This is a genomic window from Brevibacillus antibioticus (assembly GCF_005217615.1).
GTDB classification, from domain to species: Bacteria; Bacillota; Bacilli; order Brevibacillales; family Brevibacillaceae; genus Brevibacillus; species Brevibacillus antibioticus.
Map to the genome: position 1 here is coordinate 5558136 of NZ_SZNK01000001.1, position 19212 is coordinate 5577347.

The 19212-nt window shown below is 45.8% G+C and carries 3 protein-coding genes; all 3 read left to right on the forward strand.

Annotated features, from left to right (window positions below; translation table 11 throughout):
• Nucleotides 1-418: 418 nt before the first annotated feature.
• Nucleotides 419-7534 carry an amino acid adenylation domain-containing protein gene (locus E8L90_RS26800; RefSeq protein ID WP_137032264.1) on the forward strand — a complete coding sequence of 2372 codons (7116 nt, stop codon included), beginning with the start codon at nucleotides 419-421 and terminating at the stop codon, nucleotides 7532-7534.
• Nucleotides 7535-7544: 10 nt separating this feature from the next.
• Nucleotides 7545-17087, forward strand: coding sequence for a non-ribosomal peptide synthetase (locus tag E8L90_RS26805; protein ID WP_137032266.1), 9543 nt, complete (start codon nucleotides 7545-7547; stop codon nucleotides 17085-17087).
• A 79-nt stretch (nucleotides 17088-17166) separates the two neighbouring features.
• The gene (locus E8L90_RS26810) at nucleotides 17167-19194 is read left to right on the forward strand and encodes a condensation domain-containing protein (protein ID WP_137032268.1); all 2028 of its coding nucleotides are present in this window, start codon (nucleotides 17167-17169) and stop codon (nucleotides 19192-19194) included.
• The last annotated feature ends 18 nt before the right edge of the window (nucleotides 19195-19212 follow it).

A 19212-nucleotide genomic window follows, 5' to 3' on the forward strand; every position in this document is an offset into this window, starting at 1 on the left:
TTCCTGCATAGGTGTTTCATACTCAACAGTATTCAAAACACTACTCCACTTTTTTCGCGAATTCATAGCAATTCAATTCAGTTACCTTCCTTTTCACATCTCGTTTGTAGCCGCTTTGAACATGCTCTATAAAATTTAGAAACAACATGTTTGTTCGGTCAACTATTCCTCTGGTTTTCCCTTTTTCATTTGTATATATTGGCCTTTTTTGACGCTGCTTACTTGCTTCACCTTAACCAATCGGGTGTCCAGTCTTTATCGTGGACGATTCGATGAGTCAACGCCTACTTTGTAAAGGAGGGGGAGGCTTACCGACCTATATCCATTTTAAAAGTCTGATCAAGCAAAAGCGGGTGAGGAACTTCATGATTTTAGAGGGTTTCTCTTTCATTATCAAGCTCAAAAAGGGAGGATAACCATGACCATGAAAGATCATGTGAATCAGTGGCTTTCAGAATTGGCAGAAGGGGCGCCATTGCTGCAGCTTCCGTTTGATGTCCCCAGACTTAAGAATGCTCGTTATGCGGAAGAGACGCAATCGATTGATCTGTCAAAAACGGTTGGGGAAAAAGCAAGATTCCTTTGCGTGGAAGAAGAGACTGACATGTTTACACTATTTTTGGCTGCCTACCATAGCTATCTTTACAGATATACGGGGCAAAACGACATTCGGATTGGTGCCATAGCGGATGAAAGCTCTGCTTTTTTTGCAAGTCGTGTGATTGTTGGTGGAACGCCGAGCTTTAAGCAGCTGTTGAACGAGGTCAAAGAGAATCTGACGGAAGAGAAGCTTGCTAGTAGCTGTGAAACTACGAAATTATTTCATACCTTTTTCAGAGTGGGAAAAGCCGGGGATGAGGATAACAGACTTTTTGTCGATTCCCAAATAGCAAATGTAGAGCTGCGTGTTGATGTCGAAGAGGCCGAGGGAATGCGTATCACATTTACATATAATTCCTTCCTGTTTACCCAACAAACGATACGACGAATGATCGAGAACTTTTGTAACTGGATCGAACATGTAATTGCTAATGTCGAAACTCCTATTGATTTATTGCGATTGATCACCCAAAACCAAGAGAGAGAACTGGTGGACGAGTGGTGCAGGAATGATGAACCCACGAATGTTCCTGACACAATCTTGACTGCCTTTGGTTTCCAGGCCAGTCGGAATCCCGATGCCATTGCGCTCGTTTTTAAGCAAGAGAAGATGACCTATAGGCAATTGGAGATCCGCTCCAATCAATTAGCGAATTACCTCCGAAAGATTGGGGTAACGAGTGAAGTACTGGTGGGAATATGCCAAGAGCGGTCTATTGAAATGATCGTGAGCATATTAGGTGTGTTGAAAGCAGGAGGCGCTTATGTACCAATCGATCCTGCTTATCCTGTTCAAAGACTCCACTATATTATGGAGGATGCTGCTTTACAAGTAGTGATTGCGGATGAAGCGTCCGCGACGAAAGTGCCTGACGGAATAAAAACGGTTAAATTATCGGATTATTGCAAAATTTTGTCGAATGAAAGCACGGAACCCCCTGCAATCGAAGTAAACGGCCACAATCTTGCTTATGTCATTTATACTTCCGGTTCGACAGGAAATCCCAAGGGGGTAATGATTGAGCATCATTCCGTTATGAATTTTCTTCAAACGTTGGAGAGTCGTAGTCCGCTTTTACATACAGACAGGCTTTTGCAAAAAACGTCTGTTTCCTTTGATGCATCTGTTTGGGAACTCTTTTGGTGGATGCTGAAAGGTGCTAGCCTGTACATCCTCCCGAACAACGATGAGAAAGACCCCGCCTTGCTTGCGAAAGCAGTCGAGACGTATGAAATTACCCATCTTGAGTTTGTGCCGTCTATGTTGAAAGCCGTCTTGGATTATATTGAAAATCATGGTTCTTCTTCTGCATTATCCTCCTTGAAATACGTCACAGTTGGAGGGGAAGTGCTTCCACCTCATGTCGTTACGAAGTGTATCGATCTATTGACCATTCCGCATGGTACAACCTTATACAACACGTATGGGCCGACAGAGACGACAGTCGAGGTTGCCAGCTTCAAATGCCATTCAGATGAAAAGCACACGCAAATACCCATTGGAAAAGCGAATGCCAATACACAGTTATACGTGTTGAACGAGCAATTGCAAATTCAACCTGTCGGAGTTGCCGGAGAACTGTATGTCGGCGGATCAGGCGTAGCAAGAGGTTACTTAAATCGTCCTGAATTGACAAAGGAACGCTTTATTTCCAACCCATATTGTTCAGGAGCAGACTCGCGTTTGTATCGAACGGGTGATTTGGTTCGGTACATGGCAGACGGAAACCTGGAGTATATCGGGCGGAATGACAACCAGGTAAAAGTGAGAGGGTACAGAATTGAGCTGGAAGAAATTGAAGTCACTTTGGGCAATCATTCGACTGTGGAGCAAGCAATCATTGTGGCGAAAAAAGACGCCTATGAAAATAACAAGCTGATCGCTTATGTAATAGGGTCTGGAACGGTAACAGAATGGCGCGATTATCTGAAGGCTCAGCTTCCAGAGTTCATGGTTCCGGCTTACTTTGTGAAAATGGATGTTTTCCCACTTACTCCTAGTGGAAAAATTGATCTTACATCACTGCCAGAGGTAGGCAATAGTCGCCCGCATGTTTCGACGGAATATGTAAAACCGGAAACAGAATGGGAAACGAAGCTCTTGGACATTTGGATGGATTTGTTTGGATACGATGAGATTGGAGTCGAGGATAATTTCTTTGAATTAGGCGGACATTCGCTGTTGGGGACTCAGGTTATTGCCAGAATCCGTGCTCTTTTCAAGAAAGAAATTCCGTTGTCTGCTCTGTTTGCATATCCGACGATTCGGAGCATCGTGCCGATCGTAATTGCCGCAGATGAGGTAAACGCAGTGGATGCATTCCCTGCCATCAAAAGGGTATCACGAGATCGAGAATTGCCGCTTTCTTACTCGCAAGAAAGAGTATGGTTTTTAGAGCAGTTAAGCGCGAATAATTTGGCTTATATTTTTCAAGCCACAATGAAAGTACGTGGGATGCTGGAGCTCCCCATACTCAATAAGTGTTTTGCGGAGATTGTGCGCAGGCATGAAATATTCCGAACCGTTTTTCACGAGAAAAATGGACAACCGTATCAGGTGATCTATGAACCGTTCGATGTGGAACTGCCTGTTATAGATGTCTCGCACTTACCTGAGAGTGATCGTGCCGCTGAAGTCCAAAGATTGATCCAAATGGAGATCAAAAATCCGATTGATATCGCGCAGCTACCATTGGCACGATGGATTGTTTATAAGATTTCTGAGTGGGAGTCTGTCATTTTGTTTGTGGAGCATCATCTGATTCATGATGGATGGTCATTCCGCAAATTTTTAAAAGAACTGTTTACGTTGTACAGTGCCTATCTTGAAAAAAAACCATCTCCACTGGCTGAGTTGCCGATTCAATTCGCAGACTATTGCGTATGGCAAAATGAGCTGTTTAAGCGCGGCAAGGAAAACAAGCAGTTAACGTACTGGAAGAATCTATTGCAAGGGGCAAATGGGGTTCTGGAACTGCCCACTGACAGGCCACGACCAGTCAATCAAACCTTTCACGGGAATATGTTTACCCAATTAATACCGGAAGAACTGTATCTTCAATTGCGTAATTACTGCATGAAAACAAACACGACCTTATTCATGGTCATGATGTCTGCGTTTCAAACCTTGCTCCATCGTTATTCGAATCAAGAAGACATTATTGTAGGCTCGGGTATCGCGAATCGCCGCTGGAAGGACACGGAAGAATTGATCGGGATGTTTGTCAACAATATTGTGATCCGTCAGCAATTTACCGAAAATATGACGTTCCGGGATATATTGCAAGATGTGAAGAGGTCAGCCTTGGAAGCGTACGAGAATCAAGAGATTCCTTTTGATCAAGTAGTCGATGCCTTAAAACTGAAGCGCGATCAAAGTCGTAACCCTCTATTCCAAGTCATGTTTAGTTTCCAGGATGCAAAAGTTACTCATTTACCCGTATCCAATCTGAATATTCAACTCACCGAAGGCATTAGCAACGGATCGGCCAAATTTGATATCAACGTCGTAGTGACGAATCACGAGGAGCTCTCTTCTTCCCTTTTAACAAAGGATGAATACGGAAGTATAAGCCTTGACTGGGAATACAATACGGATTTGTATGACGAAGTTACTATGCGCCGCATGTTTGCGCATTATATTGAGTTGCTGAAAAGCGTTCTTACGCATAGTGACCGGACGTTGCATTCCATGCCTATGCTGACCGCTTCTGAACAGACCCAAATCCTCCAAGAGTGGAATGACACGGAGGTTGTGTTTGAGGATCAGAAAACGCTCCATCAAATCTTCGAGGAGCAAGCTGCCCGGACGCCAGAGCGAATGGCGGTTGTATTCGGCAACGAACAATGGACCTACAGGCAGATAAACACCAGGGCAAACTTCCTGGCAAGCAAATTGCGAGATCTGGGAGTGAAGCCGGATACATTAGTAGGTCTAATGAGTGAGCGTTCTTGCGACATGATGATTGGTATTCTTGCCATTCTAAAAGCGGGTGGCGCGTATATGCCAATGGACACAGCGGCTCCGAAAGAAAGATTGGCCTATATTCTTCGGGATAGCGATACGAAGGTCGTCGTCATGCAAGAGAAATTCAAGACAGCGATCGACTTCAATGGACCTGTCCTGTTATTGGAAGAGAATAGGCCGGATCAGGATGTAGAATGCGAGAATCTGGAGTCTGTTGCCCATTCGAAAAATTTGGCGTACGTCATCTATACCTCAGGTTCGACGGGGACACCAAAAGGAGTCATGATCGAACATTGCTCCGTTGTCAATCGGATGAACTGGATGGTCCATCGCTACCCCATGAACGAGCATGACACCATCTTGCAAAAGACTCCCTATTGCTTTGATGTTTCGGTAACGGAATTAATCCTATGGTTTTTCACGGGCAGCAAACTTTGTTTCCTCGCTCCCCATGCAGAGAAAGACCCGGAGGTTATTGTCAAAACGGTTGCCCAGCACCAAGTCACTTACATTCATTTTGTTCCATCTATGCTCAGCATCTTTTTAGACCATTTGGAAAATGTGGATTGCGTAGAGGAAATAAAAACATTACAGCGAGTTTATACGACAGGGGAAGCTCTGAGTACGGAACAGGTTCAACGTTTTCATCGATTAATCGGGCAACGAAACCATACGACGCTTATTAATCTGTATGGTCCTACGGAAACGACCATTGAAGTGACCTACTATGATTGCCAGGCAGATAGCAAGGTAATCCCTATTGGTAAGCCTATGGATAATATTCAAGCTTATATCCTCAATAAGGAAGGGGACCTGCAACCAATAGGCGTGATGGGCGAATTGGTTATTGGGGGCATTGGTCTTGCACGAGGGTATATCGGAAAGCCTGAGTTAACAGCTGAACGTTTTGTCCCGAATCCTTTTGGCAATCCATCTGAAAGGCTATACAAGACAGGTGACTACGCGAGGTGGATGCCAGACGGCAATATTGAGTACATCGGCCGTATGGATAATCAAGTGAAAATTCGCGGTTATCGGATTGAATTAGGTGAAATCGAAGCGGTTATGAGGAAGCAGCAAGGGGCAGGAGAAGTTGCCGTCATTGCCCATGAATATGAGCCAGGGGATAAACGATTAATCGCTTATTTCAGTGGGGCATCAGAGATCGAGACGTTAAAAAGCCATTTGCAAAAACAGTTACCGTCTTATATGATTCCTTCTCATTTTGTGCGGGTGGGGGAAATGCCGCTCACATCGAGTGGCAAATTGGATCGTAAAGCATTGCCACTGCCTGAGATCTACAACGTAAGCCAGCACTACACAGCGCCGCGAAACTCAACAGAAGAATTGCTTGCACTCATATGGAGTGAAATTTTAAGAGTAAACCAAATAGGGGTATTTGATTCGTTCTTTGAATTAGGCGGGCATTCCCTGTTGGCAACACAGGTTGTATCGCGCATACGAGAAGTGTTTGGTCAACATGTGCCTCTCCGAGCGATCTTTGATTGCCCGACCATTGAGAGCTTGGCTAAGCGGCTAACCGAATTGCGACAAGGCGAGAAAATGGTTCAACTGCCTGCGCTCCTGCAAGTGGATAGAACGGAACCAATCCCCTTATCTTTTGCGCAGCAGCGGTTGTGGTTTTTTGACCAACTGGAGCCAGGAAGCAACGTCTATAACATTCCTTATGTATGGCGTTTAAGTGGTTCATGGGATGTTGCCGGATTAGAAAAAGGATTGAACCAATTAATTGAACGTCATGAAATGCTTCGTACCGTATTCGCAAAACAAAATGGCGTCCCTGTTCAGCTCATTAAGCCGCATCAAGCAAGAGCATTACCTGTCATAGATGTAAGCAGTCTCTCCGCGGATGAAAGAGAACAGCAGGTCCAGCATTATATTCAACGGAGTGCTGATCGCGTATTTGACTTGAGTCAAGGACCGTTGATTGAAGCCGAGCTGATTAAGCAGGATGAATCGGAGTATGTACTGCTTTGTACCGTCCATCATATTGTTTTCGATGGCTGGTCAGAGGATATCTTGCTGGACGAGTGGATGGCCTTTTATGAAGAAGCAGTCAGCGGAACGCCTGCCGATCTGCCACCGTTATCCATTCAATACGGGGACTTTGCTGTGTGGCAAAGACAATGGCTATCGGATGAGACGATGAAAGAGCAAGTGGCGTATTGGGAAAGTGAACTTGCAGACGAGCTCACAGTGCTTCAGTTGCCATTCGACCGTCCACGGCCAGCGATTCAAACGTATGCAGGGGACATGCAGCATATCGATTTGGAAGCTCCATTACTAGAAAAACTAAAAGCTTTCAGCAAGCAAGAGGGTGCTTCGCTGTTCATGACATTACTGGCTGCCTATCAAGGCTTTCTCTCTCGCTATACCGGACAAACAGATATTTTAGTAGGAAGCCCGGTTGCGAATCGCACGCAAAAAGAAATGGAAGGGTTAATCGGGTGCTTTGTAAACACGCTAGTTTACAGAGTGAACGTCGAAGACAATCCAAGCTTCAGGCAATTGGTCGCCCAAGTAAAAGAAAAAACATTGCGCGGGCAAGAAAATCAGGATGTGCCCTTTGAAAAAATAGTAGAGGTCCTTCAGCCAGAGCGAAATGCAAGCTATTCTCCAATCTTCCAAACGATTTTTACGATGCAAACCCATCTGAGAAACCTAAAGCAATGGCCAAATCGAAAAATTGAGCCAGTGAAAAGCACCATTAAGGTCGCCAAATTTGATTTGTCCATTTCCATAGAAGTCAATTCCGAGCACTCGTTGACGATTTCATTTGGCTACAATACAGACTTATTTAATCCGTCCAGCATAGCACGAATGATCGGACATTTTGTGAATTGGCTCGAACAAGTGATGGCATATCCTGAGGAGCCAATAGAAGGCTTGCGACTGATTTCAGAAGAGGAAGAAAGACAACTGCTGGAGATGTGGAGTAATTATTAGGAGGTGCTGTATGCAAGATTCCATTACCGCATTATTTGAAGAACAAGTGGAACTTCATCCTGATGCCATTGCATTGGTATACAAAGATGCAAGCCTTACCTACAAGGAGCTTAACAGCAGAGCGAATCGATTGGCGCATTATTTAAAATCGTGCGGGGTTGGAGCAGAGAGCCGAGTGGGCTTGTACATGGATCGCTCGTTTGAAATGATCGTCAGTATGGTCGCTATTATAAAGGCAGGCGGGGCCTATGTCCCGCTTGACCCTGCCTACCCCGAGCAACGATTGTTTTATATGTTGCAAGATGCAAGCATTTCGATTGTGCTGACACAAGAAAGCTTGGTGCCCAGATTGCCAGACGGAACGAAAATCGTTTGTCCCGATCTGGACGCTAGCAAGATCAACAAGGAATCAGATGCGAATGTAGGCGAGAGCACGACTTCGGAAAGCCTAGCCTATTTGATGTATACGTCTGGTTCGACAGGAAATCCCAAAGGGGTGCTCATCCCGCACCGAGGGGTAGTTCGACTTACGAAGCATGCCTCTTATGTATCGCTCACACCGGACGAAACCATGCTGCAACTCGCGTCGATCTCATTCGATGCGGCGACTTTCGAAATCTGGGGGAGCTTGCTAAATGGCGCGAAATTAGTGATTTATCCATTTCACGGTCTGTCTCTTGAAGAGTTGGGACAGGTGTTGCGCGACGAAAAAATCAGCACGTTATGGCTAACCGCAGGCGTCTTTCATCAAATGATCGATTACCGGATCGAAGACTTAAAAGGGGTACGTCAATTGTTGACGGGCGGCGATATCGTGTCGGCCAAGCATGCGCAACGAGCCTTGGACATGTTACCGAATACACTGGTGATTAACGGGTATGGCCCGACAGAAAACACGACATTTACTTGCTTTTATCACATAACACAGAAGAACGAGATTCAACATTCCGTTCCGATTGGCCGACCAATCAATGATACCGAGGTCTTTATCCTAAACGATAAGCAAAAGCTCGTTCCTGTCGGTCTCGTGGGCGAATTATACGTGGGGGGCAAGGGACTCGCTTTCGGATATTGGAATCGACCGGAGTTGAACGAAGAGAAATTTATTCCGCATCCATTTCAACCAGACGCGGAAGCGAAACTATACAGGACGGGCGACTTGGTGAAATATGTACCGGGGCGAGGAATCGAATTTATCGGGCGAAAGGATAATCAAGTCAAAATAAGAGGAAACCGGATTGAGCTCGGTGAGATCGTGGCTGTTCTCAACCAGCATGAGAGTGTACGGGAAGCCGTCGTCCTTGTACATGAATATGGAGCGGATGATAAACGGCTGATTGCTTATATCGCGGGAGACGGAGATGTCGATGAGTGGAAACGGTATGCGAATGAGCAATTGCCGCCTTTCATGGTCCCTTCCTATTTTGTGAAAATGGACGTTTTTCCGCTCACAGCTAACGGGAAGGTAGACCGACAAGCATTACCGTTGCCAGATATGCGCACGATGAAGGATGAATTTGTCGCACCACGTACGGATACAGAGAATCGGATCGCAGAGATTTGGTATGAAATTTTAAAGGTGGAGCGTCTTAGCATTCATGACTCCTTTTTCGATTTGGGCGGACACTCGCTGCTTGCGACGCAGGTCATATCCCGCTTGCAGGATGCCTTTCAACTGTCTATTCCGTTGCGCATGTTGTTTGAATGCCCGACGATCGCAAGCCTCGATGCCAAAATCATGGAGCTTGACCGGGATGGCAAAAGAGAACGAACACCAGCTATTGCGAGAGTCTCTCATCGAGACAAGTTGCCGCTATCGCATGCCCAGCAGCGTCTATGGTTTTTGCATCAATTGGAGCCGGAGAGTACGGCTTATAACGTTCCACACGTGTGGCGTTTAACAGGGAAATGGGATGTGCGGGCGCTGGAAACGGGATGGAATGCGCTCCTTCAACGCCATGACATCTTGCGCACTGTGTTTCCGAATGAAGGGGGTCAACCTTTCCAGGTCATTGAACCCTATGTGTATCAAACGTTACCCGTGATTGATCTACGCGATCAACCTACCGTCGAAAAAGAAGAGCAAATCCACGACTATATCAAACAGGAATCAGACAAAAGCTTTGATCTACAGAGAGGACCTTTGATTCAAGTCAAATTAATCGTCGTAGAAGAGGAGCAGTTCCTTTTGCTGTGCACGATGCATCATGTCATTACGGATGGCTGGTCAGAGGATATCTTATTGGAAGAATGGCTGGCCTTTTACGAGGAAGCAGAGAGTGGAACACGTGTGGAGCTGCCAGAATTGCCGATTCAATACGCGGATTTTGCGGTATGGCAGCGCGAATGGCTGACGGATGAGGTGATGGGCCAACAACTCGACTATTGGAAAGCGGAGTTGTCCGGGGAGCTTCCTGTCTTGCAATTGCCGATCGATCGACCAAGACCAAGCATTCAAACGTATGCCGGAAGTATGCATAAGATTGTACTGGCATCCGAACTGCTTGAAAAGCTGAAAGCGCTCAGTCGGCAAGAGAATACGACGTTATTTATGACCCTGTTGGCCGCTTACCAAGGTTTTTTATCCAGATATACCGGACAAAACGATATTTTAGTGGGCAGCCCCATAGCGAACCGAAATGTAAAGGAAATCGAAGGCTTGATTGGCTTTTTCGTCAATACGCTCGTCTACCGGGCAAACCTCCAAGACAATCCAACGTTCAAGCAATTGCTTGCCCAAGTAAAAGAAAAAGCTCTACAGGCACAGGAGTACCAGGATGTTCCGTTTGAAAAAATCGTCGAAATGCTGCAAGTGGAACGCAATCCAAGCTACTCCCCGGTATTTCAGACAGTGTTCACATGGGCAGAAATGGAAGCGGATGTCTATCGCACGTCCAGTGGACAATTAGAAAAAATGCCGGTTCAGATCAATGTGGCGAAATTTGATCTTCAATTATCCATGGGTGAGTCCGAGGACGGTCTCGTGATGAACATGATCTACAACACGGATCTATTTGATCCATCCACGATTGGAAAAATGACAGACCACTTCGCTTATTGGTTGCAAGAGCTTGTGAACGAACCGGACGTGCCGATGGCCTTGCTGGAATTGTTGACCGAGGAAGAACGTCACAAGCTCTTACTCGAATGGAATCACACGAGGGCTACAGTCTCCATGCTAGATTCTATCCCCACATTATTTGAGGAACAAGTGGAGCTTCATCCCGACGCCACTGCATTAGTATACAAAGGCACGAGCCTGTCCTATCGAGAGCTTAATAGCAGAGCGAATCAATTGGCGCATTATTTAAAAGCGTGCGGGGTGGGAGCAGATAGCCGAGTTGGCTTGTACATGGATCGCTCGTTTGAAATGATCATCAGTATGGTCGCTATTGTAAAGGCAGGCGGGGCCTATGTCCCGCTTGACCCTGCCTATCCTGAGCAACGATTGCTTTACATGCTGCAAGATGCAAGCATTTCGATTGTGCTGACACAAGAAAGCTTGATGTCCAGATTGCCAGACGGATTGAAAATCGTTTGTCCCGATCTGCAAGCTAGCGAGATCAATAAGGAATCAGTGGCAAATCTGGGCGAGCGTACGACTTCGGAAAGCCTTGCCTATTTGATGTATACGTCCGGTTCGACAGGAAATCCCAAAGGGGTACTCATCCCACATCGCGGGGTGATCCGCCTTACGAAGCAAGTCTCTTATGTATCACTCACACCGGATGAAATCATGCTGCAACTCGCGTCGATCTCATTTGATGCAGCGACCTTCGAAATCTGGGGGAGCTTGCTAAATGGCGCGAAATTGGTGATTTATCCATTTCACGGTCTGTCTCTTGATGAGCTGGGACAGGTGTTGCGCGACGAAAAAATCAGCACGTTATGGCTAACCGCAGGCGTCTTTCATCAAATGATTGATTACCGGATCGAAGATTTAAGAGGAGTGCGTCAATTATTGGCTGGTGGCGACATCTTGTCCGCCAAGCATGCGCAACGTGCCTTGGATATGTTACCAGATACAGTGGTGATTAACGGGTATGGTCCGACTGAAAATACGACATTTACTTGCTATTATCCTATAAAAAATAAGAGCGCAATTCAGCACTCCGTTCCGATCGGTCGACCGATCGATGATACAGAAATCTATATCTTAAACGAAATGGTAAAGGTAGTTCCTGACGGTCTCGTAGGGGAATTGTATGTGGGAGGCAAGGGACTGGCTTTCGGATACTGGAATCGACCAGAGATGAACGAAGAGAAATTTATTCCACACCCGTTTCAACAAGACTCCAAAGCGAGGTTATACAGGACGGGCGACCTGGTGAAATATGTGCCGGGGCGTGGAATTGAATTTATCGGTCGAAAAGATAATCAAGTCAAAATAAGAGGAAACCGGATTGAGCTCGGTGAGATTGTAGCTGTCCTCAGCCAGCATGAGAGTGTAAGAGACGCCGTCGTCCTTGTACATGATTATGGAGCGGATGATAAACGTCTGATTGCTTATATCGCGGGAGACGGGGATGTCGATGAGTGGAAACGGTATGCGAGTGAACGATTGCCGTCTTTCATGGTCCCTTCCTATTTTGTGAAAATGGATGTTTTCCCGCTTACAGCGAACGGGAAGGTGGACCGTCAAGCACTGCCGCTGCCAGAAATGCGCACGATGAAGGATGAATTCGTCGCACCACGTACGGTTACAGAGAGTCGGATCGCATCCATTTGGCGTGACGTTTTAAAAACGGAAACGGAATGCTTGGGTATCCACGATTCCTTTTTCGATTTGGGCGGACACTCGCTGCTTGCGACGCAGGTCATTTCCCGCTTGCAAAAAGCCTTCCATCTGTCTATCCCGTTGCGCATCCTGTTTGAATGCCCGACGATCGCAAGCCTCGATGCCAAAATTATGGAGCTGGGCCGGGATGGCAAAAGAGTACGGACACCAGCTATTGCGAAAGCCTCGCATCGAGAAAAGCTGCCGTTATCGCATGCCCAGCAGCGACTATGGTTTTTACATCAATTAGAGTCGGAGAGTACGGCGTACAACGTTCCTCACATGTGGCGCTTAACCGGGGAGTGGAATGTGCAGGCGTTGGAAACGGGATGGAATGCGCTCCTTCAACGACATGACATCTTGCGCACTGTGTTTTCGAATGAAGGGGGTCAACCTTTCCAGGTCATTGAACCCCATGTGTATCAAACATTGCCGGTGACTGATCTGCGCAATCGACCTGCCGCCGAAAAAGAAGAGCAAATCCACGATTTTATTATGCAGGAAACAGACAGAAGGTTCGATCTACAGCGCGGACCTTTGATTCAAGCCAAGTTAATCGTTGTTGAAGAGGATCAGTTCCTACTGCTGTGCACGATGCATCATGTCATTACGGATGGTTGGTCAGAGGATATCTTATTGGAAGAATGGCTGACCTTTTACGAGGAAGCAGAGAGCGGGGTACGTGCAGAGCTGGCAGAATTGCCGATTCAATACGCGGATTTCGCGGTATGGCAGCGCGAATGGCTGACGGATGAAGTGATGGGCCAACAACTGGATTATTGGAAAGCGGAGTTGTCCGGAGAGCTTCCTGTCCTGCAATTGCCAATTGATCGACCGAGACCAACCATTCAAACCTATGCGGGAAATATGCACAAGGTTGTGCTGGCAACTGAACTGCTTGAAAAGCTGAAAGCACTCAGTCGGCAAGAGAATACGACCTTGTTCATGACCTTGATGGCTGCTTACCAAGCCTTTTTATCCAGATATACCGGACAAAGTGATATTTTGGTGGGCAGCCCGATAGCGAACCGAAATGTAAAGGAAATCGAAGGCCTGATTGGCTTTTTCGTCAATACGCTCGTCTACCGGGCGAACCTCCAAGACAATCCAACATTCAAGCAATTGCTTGCCCAAGTAAAAGAAAAAGCGCTTCAGGCACAGGAGTATCAGGATGTTCCGTTTGAAAAAATCGTAGAAATGCTGCAACTGGAACGCAATACAAGCTACTCCCCAGTATTTCAGACGGTGTTCACATGGGCAGAAATGAAAGCGGATGTTTATCATTCGTCCAGTGGGCAATTAGAAAAAATGCCGGTTCAGATTAATGTGGCGAAATTTGATCTTCAGTTATCCATGGGTGAGTCTGAGGACGGTCTCGTAATGAACATGATCTACAACACGGATCTATTTGATCCATCCACGATTGAAAAAATGATAGAGCACTTCACCAATTGGTTGCAAGAGCTTGTGAACGCACCGGACGTGCCGATGGCCTTGCTAGAATTGTTGAGCGAGAAAGAACGTCACAAAATCGTCGTGGAGTGGAATGATACAGCAGTCGCCATTCCGGAGAATACATGCCTACATGAATTGTTTATCGAACAAGTAAAAAAGACACCGGAACTCATCGCAGCTGAATATGGCAGTGAAACAATAACTTACCAAGAACTGGATAGACGTTCTAACCAGTTGGCGCACTACCTGATGATGCTGGGGGTTGGACCCAATACGCCTGTCGGGATATGTATGAATCGCTCCATTGAGCTTGTCATATCGATCCTCGGAATCGTAAAGGCTGGCGGAGCATTTCTCCCCTTAGATACAGAAATGCCACAAGCGAGGATGACGAAACTGTTGGAAAGCGCAAGAACCAACATTTGTCTATCTGAGCAGGAGTTCATGAACCTGTTTGGAGAAGCCACTTCAGTTAGATGTATAGATACCCAAGCGGAAAAAGAAAAAATAGCAAGTATGCCGGAGGGATTGCCAGAGCAAACCGTAAAGCCGACAGATTTGGTTTCGATTTATTACACGTCAGGTTCGACGGGAAATCCGAAAGGCGTTGAAAACCTCCATTATGGTTGGGTAAATCGCATGTTATGGATGCAGCGACAACATGGCTTGGAGCAGGGCGAGTCTGTTCTGCAAAAAACAACCTTAACATTTGATGATGCAGCTGTTGAGTTTTTTTGGCCATTGTCTGTAGGGGGACGGATATCACTCTTGGAACCATGGCTGCATCGGGACCCTGAGGCGATTATCCAGGCTGCCATTCACTATCAGGTTGCGTGCATTCAATTTGTCCCGAGTATGCTCAATATGTTTGTGGACGCCCTTACTCTAGAAGATGCATCCAACTTGCACAAATTAAAAAATGTCATCTCCAGTGGTGAGGCGCTATTACCCGAAACAGTAGGCAAGTTCTTTAATAAGCTAAATGCCAAACTCCATAATACGTGGGGGGCCACAGAAGTATCGATCGACTCCACCATTTACACATGCTCGCCAATGGACGCGCTGGAAAAGGATTGTGTGAGTGTAGGCAAGCCGATTGATAACAACAGAGTCTATGTTCTTGACCAGAATAGGAAGGCTGTCCCAATTGGCGTCATTGGCGACCTTTATATTGGTGGTCTTGGATTGGCCAGGGGCTATCTGCATAATAGCGAGAAGACCCAAGAAGTATTTATGGAGAATCCGTTTGTACCAGGGGAAAGAATATATCGAACCGGTGACAAGGGGTACTTCCTGCCTTCGGGCAACATTAAATTCGTAGGCAGACAAGATAATCAAATCAAGATTAGAGGCATGCGGGTTGAATTGGGTGAAATTGAATCCACATTAAGCAGGCATCCGTCTGTTCGTGAGGCAGCCGTTATTTCTGTGAAAAACGACAGGTCAGCTACCGAATTGGCTGCCTATATCGTGGGGGACGGGGATGTAAACGAATGGCGGGCATTCCTGAAGGAGCATTTGCCTGCTTATATGATTCCAACTTATTTCATGAAGTTGGACAGCATTCCTAAAACTACAAGTGGGAAAATTGACCGAAACAGACTTGAATTACCGGTCATGAAGCCAAGCGATTTCTTGATCATCGGGCCGCGCACGATACCTGAGGAACTTATACACTCCATCTGGTGCGATATATTGCAGGTGGATCAGATTTCGATCAAGGACTCCTTCTTTGATAGAGGTGGCCATTCCTTATTGGCTACGCAAGTCATTTCCCGCATGCGAAATGCATTTGGGATGGACATACCTTTGCGAACAATATTTGAATTTCCAACCATTGAAGCAATTGCCGCTCGTATATCTGAGATCAAGCAAGGCAGTGAGACGAATACCCGCATCCATGAAGTATCGCGCGTGGAAAATCAGACAGACGTCTCCTTATTCGAAGTATCCCACGGACAAAGAAGACAGTGGTTCCATGCAAAATTCAGTGACCAGGAAGCAGTAGGAGGGGTTTACCTCTTTGAAGTAGCGGGTACCGTTGACAGTCATTCTATGCACAGGTCTATGGGCCTCATGTTTGAACGCCACAGAATCATGCGCACGACGATTATCGAAAACGAAGGGCAATTGTATCAAAAAGTGCATGACGACCTTGAGGTGGAGAATGCGTTTGTAGATTTGTCTTCATTATCCGTGACGGAAGGCGAGCAGCGTATCCAAATGGATTTGCAATCTGCTCTGTACAAGCCATTTGATTTTTCACGTGAGTCTTTCTTCCGGATGACTTTGTATCGAATGACACCATCGAAGCATTTTCTCATCTTGAGTGCTCATCATATTGGATTTGATGGCTGGTCGTTAGATGTGTTTATCAATGATCTCGCGGGCATTTATCAACAAGTAAAGCGTGGTATGCAACAGGAGTTTTCCAAACCATTGGATTATATGGATTACACCTTGTGGCAGCAAACAAGATTGCAAAATGGAGAACTGAACCGTCAACGGGATTATTGGTTAAAACAGCTGCAACAAAATGCAGATGCACCGTTCATACCGCGAGAGACACATTCACTCACTCACGGCAACCGAATTTCAAACGTAGCATCACTTCTCATTGAGCAAGAGACGGCCCAATCGCTTTTAGAATTGACTCGAATGGCTGGTGGTACCGTCTATACGAGCTTGCTTGCGGCGATCAACATTTGGCTGTCACTCCTCACAGACCAAACCATTATTACAGTCGGATCGACTTTATCTGGCCGAACGCAGACGGATCTAGAAGGAATTATTGGTCCGCTAATCAATCCGGTCGCCATGCGTACGGACTTGTCTGGCAACCCGACTGTATTGGAAATGTTGAACAGAACAAGAGAAACCGCATATGGTGCGTACGAGAATCAAGAATATCCGTACAATTTGGTCGTAGAGGATCAACTAGCGGCCACAGGTGATAAGAAGAGTTTGTATTCTATTGTGTTTATTGGACAACACGTATCAAACAATCAGCCTGAATCAGACGAAATGACCTTTACGGAATGTCCGTTGCGTCGTTTTCTGGATGAAGCGATTATCCAAACATATGAAGGTAGTCACTTTGTTCAAGATGATCAATTGGATATGATGCTATTTTTGTCCACGCGTCATGACCAACTGACGTTAACGGCACATTACAACACGGAAGCATTCAGCGAGAATGCCATGGATACGTTACTGGATCAGCTAAAGCATGTCATCTGCCAAATGATAGACAATCCAACGCAACGCTTGTCTCAAATAAACGTGGTGGAAGAATATGATTTCACTGAATTATTCAGCTAACTAGTTTATGGCTGTTGGGGCATGCTGGTGAGAGCCGCATGCCCAACCATTACGCAGTTGCGTATCGGGGAGACTACGAATGATGGATAAAACTTTTGTCAAAACCATCCCTTTGTCTGAGGCTCAAAAAGATTACTATCTACACTATTTAGTCTATCCAATGAGTCCCTATTATCAGGAGCAGTATCTGTTTCACTTCGAAAGTCGATTGGATGTATCGGTTACAATCCGTGCGCTTTACGAGATCGTGAAACGCCACGAAATCTATCGTTCCATTTTCGTCTTGGAAGACGAGCCTATCCAAAAAGTATATAGCGAGTCCGTATTGGATTTTGAACAAGTGTCTTCCGCTACCTGGGACGATACGAGGATTAGAGAATATTTCAATGAGGAGTTCAGCAAGCCTTTTACACTGGAAGAGGGGCCGTTATTCAGTTGCAGATTGCTAGATTATAAAGATAGCGGCAGTATTTTAAGTTTCAAGTATCACCATATCTGCTTTGATGGGTGGAGTGTCTCGCTCACGCTCGATGAATTTACGATGATCTACCAATTACTAATATCTGGAAATGATCAGGGGTTGCAACCACAAATACACCAATACGCAGACTTTGTGGAATGGGAACAGAATTACATAGCCAGCCAAGAAGGCGAAGCTGCGAGAGTGTTTTGGAAAAAGAAATTGGGCGGAACTCTTGAGAGGTTTGAATTACCGGCAGATAAAAAACGTCCTGGTACCCCTTCGTTTAAAGGTGGGACATCATTCTTTACCTTTAGCCGCGAACTCCGGGATGAGTTGATTGCTTATCATAAAAATAATCAATATCCCACAGATGTCATTTATTTATCCCTTTTTAGTGCTTTTCTTTATCGGATAGCTGGGCAAGACGACATCATTGTCGGCGTACCGCGATACGGCAGGCCAAAAAGAGAGTTTCATACGATCATGGGACCGTGTATGGTGATGCTTCCCCTGCGAATCCAAATTCCAAAGAACAGCTCGCTTCGTGAGTTGGCAAAGCAGATACATGAAGAGTTGTCTGTATGTTCACAGTATCAAGACTATCCCATTTCTTTGATTGCAGCTGAGTTGCAATATGAGCGCGATAAAAAATATGCGTCCTTTTTTTCAACGGCTTTCGTCCATCAAAAAGCGATTAAGCAAAATGCAGCCATTATGCTGGGCAATGCCCAAAATACGTTTGATAGCAATGGTCTTACCGTAAGCACCTATCCGATTGGAAAGGATGTATCCCAGTATGATTTATGCTTGGTTGTTGAAAAGGACAACCATCATGACATTCTGGCGGGATTCGAATACAACTCGGATATTTTGAATGAAGAAACCATTGCTAAATGGGTTGTCGACTTTGAACGCACCAGCCTTTCTCTTTTGAAAAATGATTGCGAAAGCATCCCTGTATTTGCAGGTACTCCTAACGATTGGATGAAAAGTCTTGCCAATTTGCCTTCCCTCAAGATATTGCCGGAGGACGTCATCCCGCTTACTACTGACTCCATAAAGTTCGAGCAAGCGGCATTTGAATGGCCATCCCTGCAGGAGACTGGAATATCTCAACTGGCTGAAGTCTGGAATACGTCCTCCTATGTGATATTCATGACCGCATTTCTCGTACTTTTGTATGCAGAAACCGAGACGGAGGATTTGACTTTGGCATTTCGTGCGGGGCAGGTCGAGTGTGAGGATGTCCCAAGCGCCTTGCTTTTACGAGTTGATCTGTCGGGCAATCCCCTACTTGGCGATTTGGTTTTGCAGGTACAAAGCAAGGTAAAAGAAGCCCATTATCATCAAGCGCCCTTTCCTAAACCTCATGAGCCTCAACTCTTATTTGAAATGAGTGACAACGAATATCCCTCCATGATTGATTTTCAATTCCGCATCCATGAAACGAACGATCACATAAATGGTGCCATTACCTATAAGGCGAATGTATTCAAGAGGGAGACTGTGCAACGGATTTGTACCCACTATGAATACTTGTTGGAAAGTGTGAAAGCCGAGCCGCATCAAAGAATCCGCGAGATTGTCAGTCATCTGAACAGCCAATTTCTGACCAGTGATGATTTTGAACAATTATTTCTGTAGCGAAAGAGGTGCACTGGC

What these genes read in the sequence shown, in the direction of transcription:
- E8L90_RS26800 (WP_137032264.1), top strand. Translation starts at nt 419, where the DNA reads ATGACCATGAAAGATCATGTGAATCAGTGGCTTTCAGAATTGGCAGAA.
- E8L90_RS26805 (WP_137032266.1), top strand. Translation starts at nt 7,545, where the DNA reads ATGCAAGATTCCATTACCGCATTATTTGAAGAACAAGTGGAACTTCAT.
- E8L90_RS26810 (WP_137032268.1), top strand. Translation starts at nt 17,167, where the DNA reads ATGATGGATAAAACTTTTGTCAAAACCATCCCTTTGTCTGAGGCTCAA.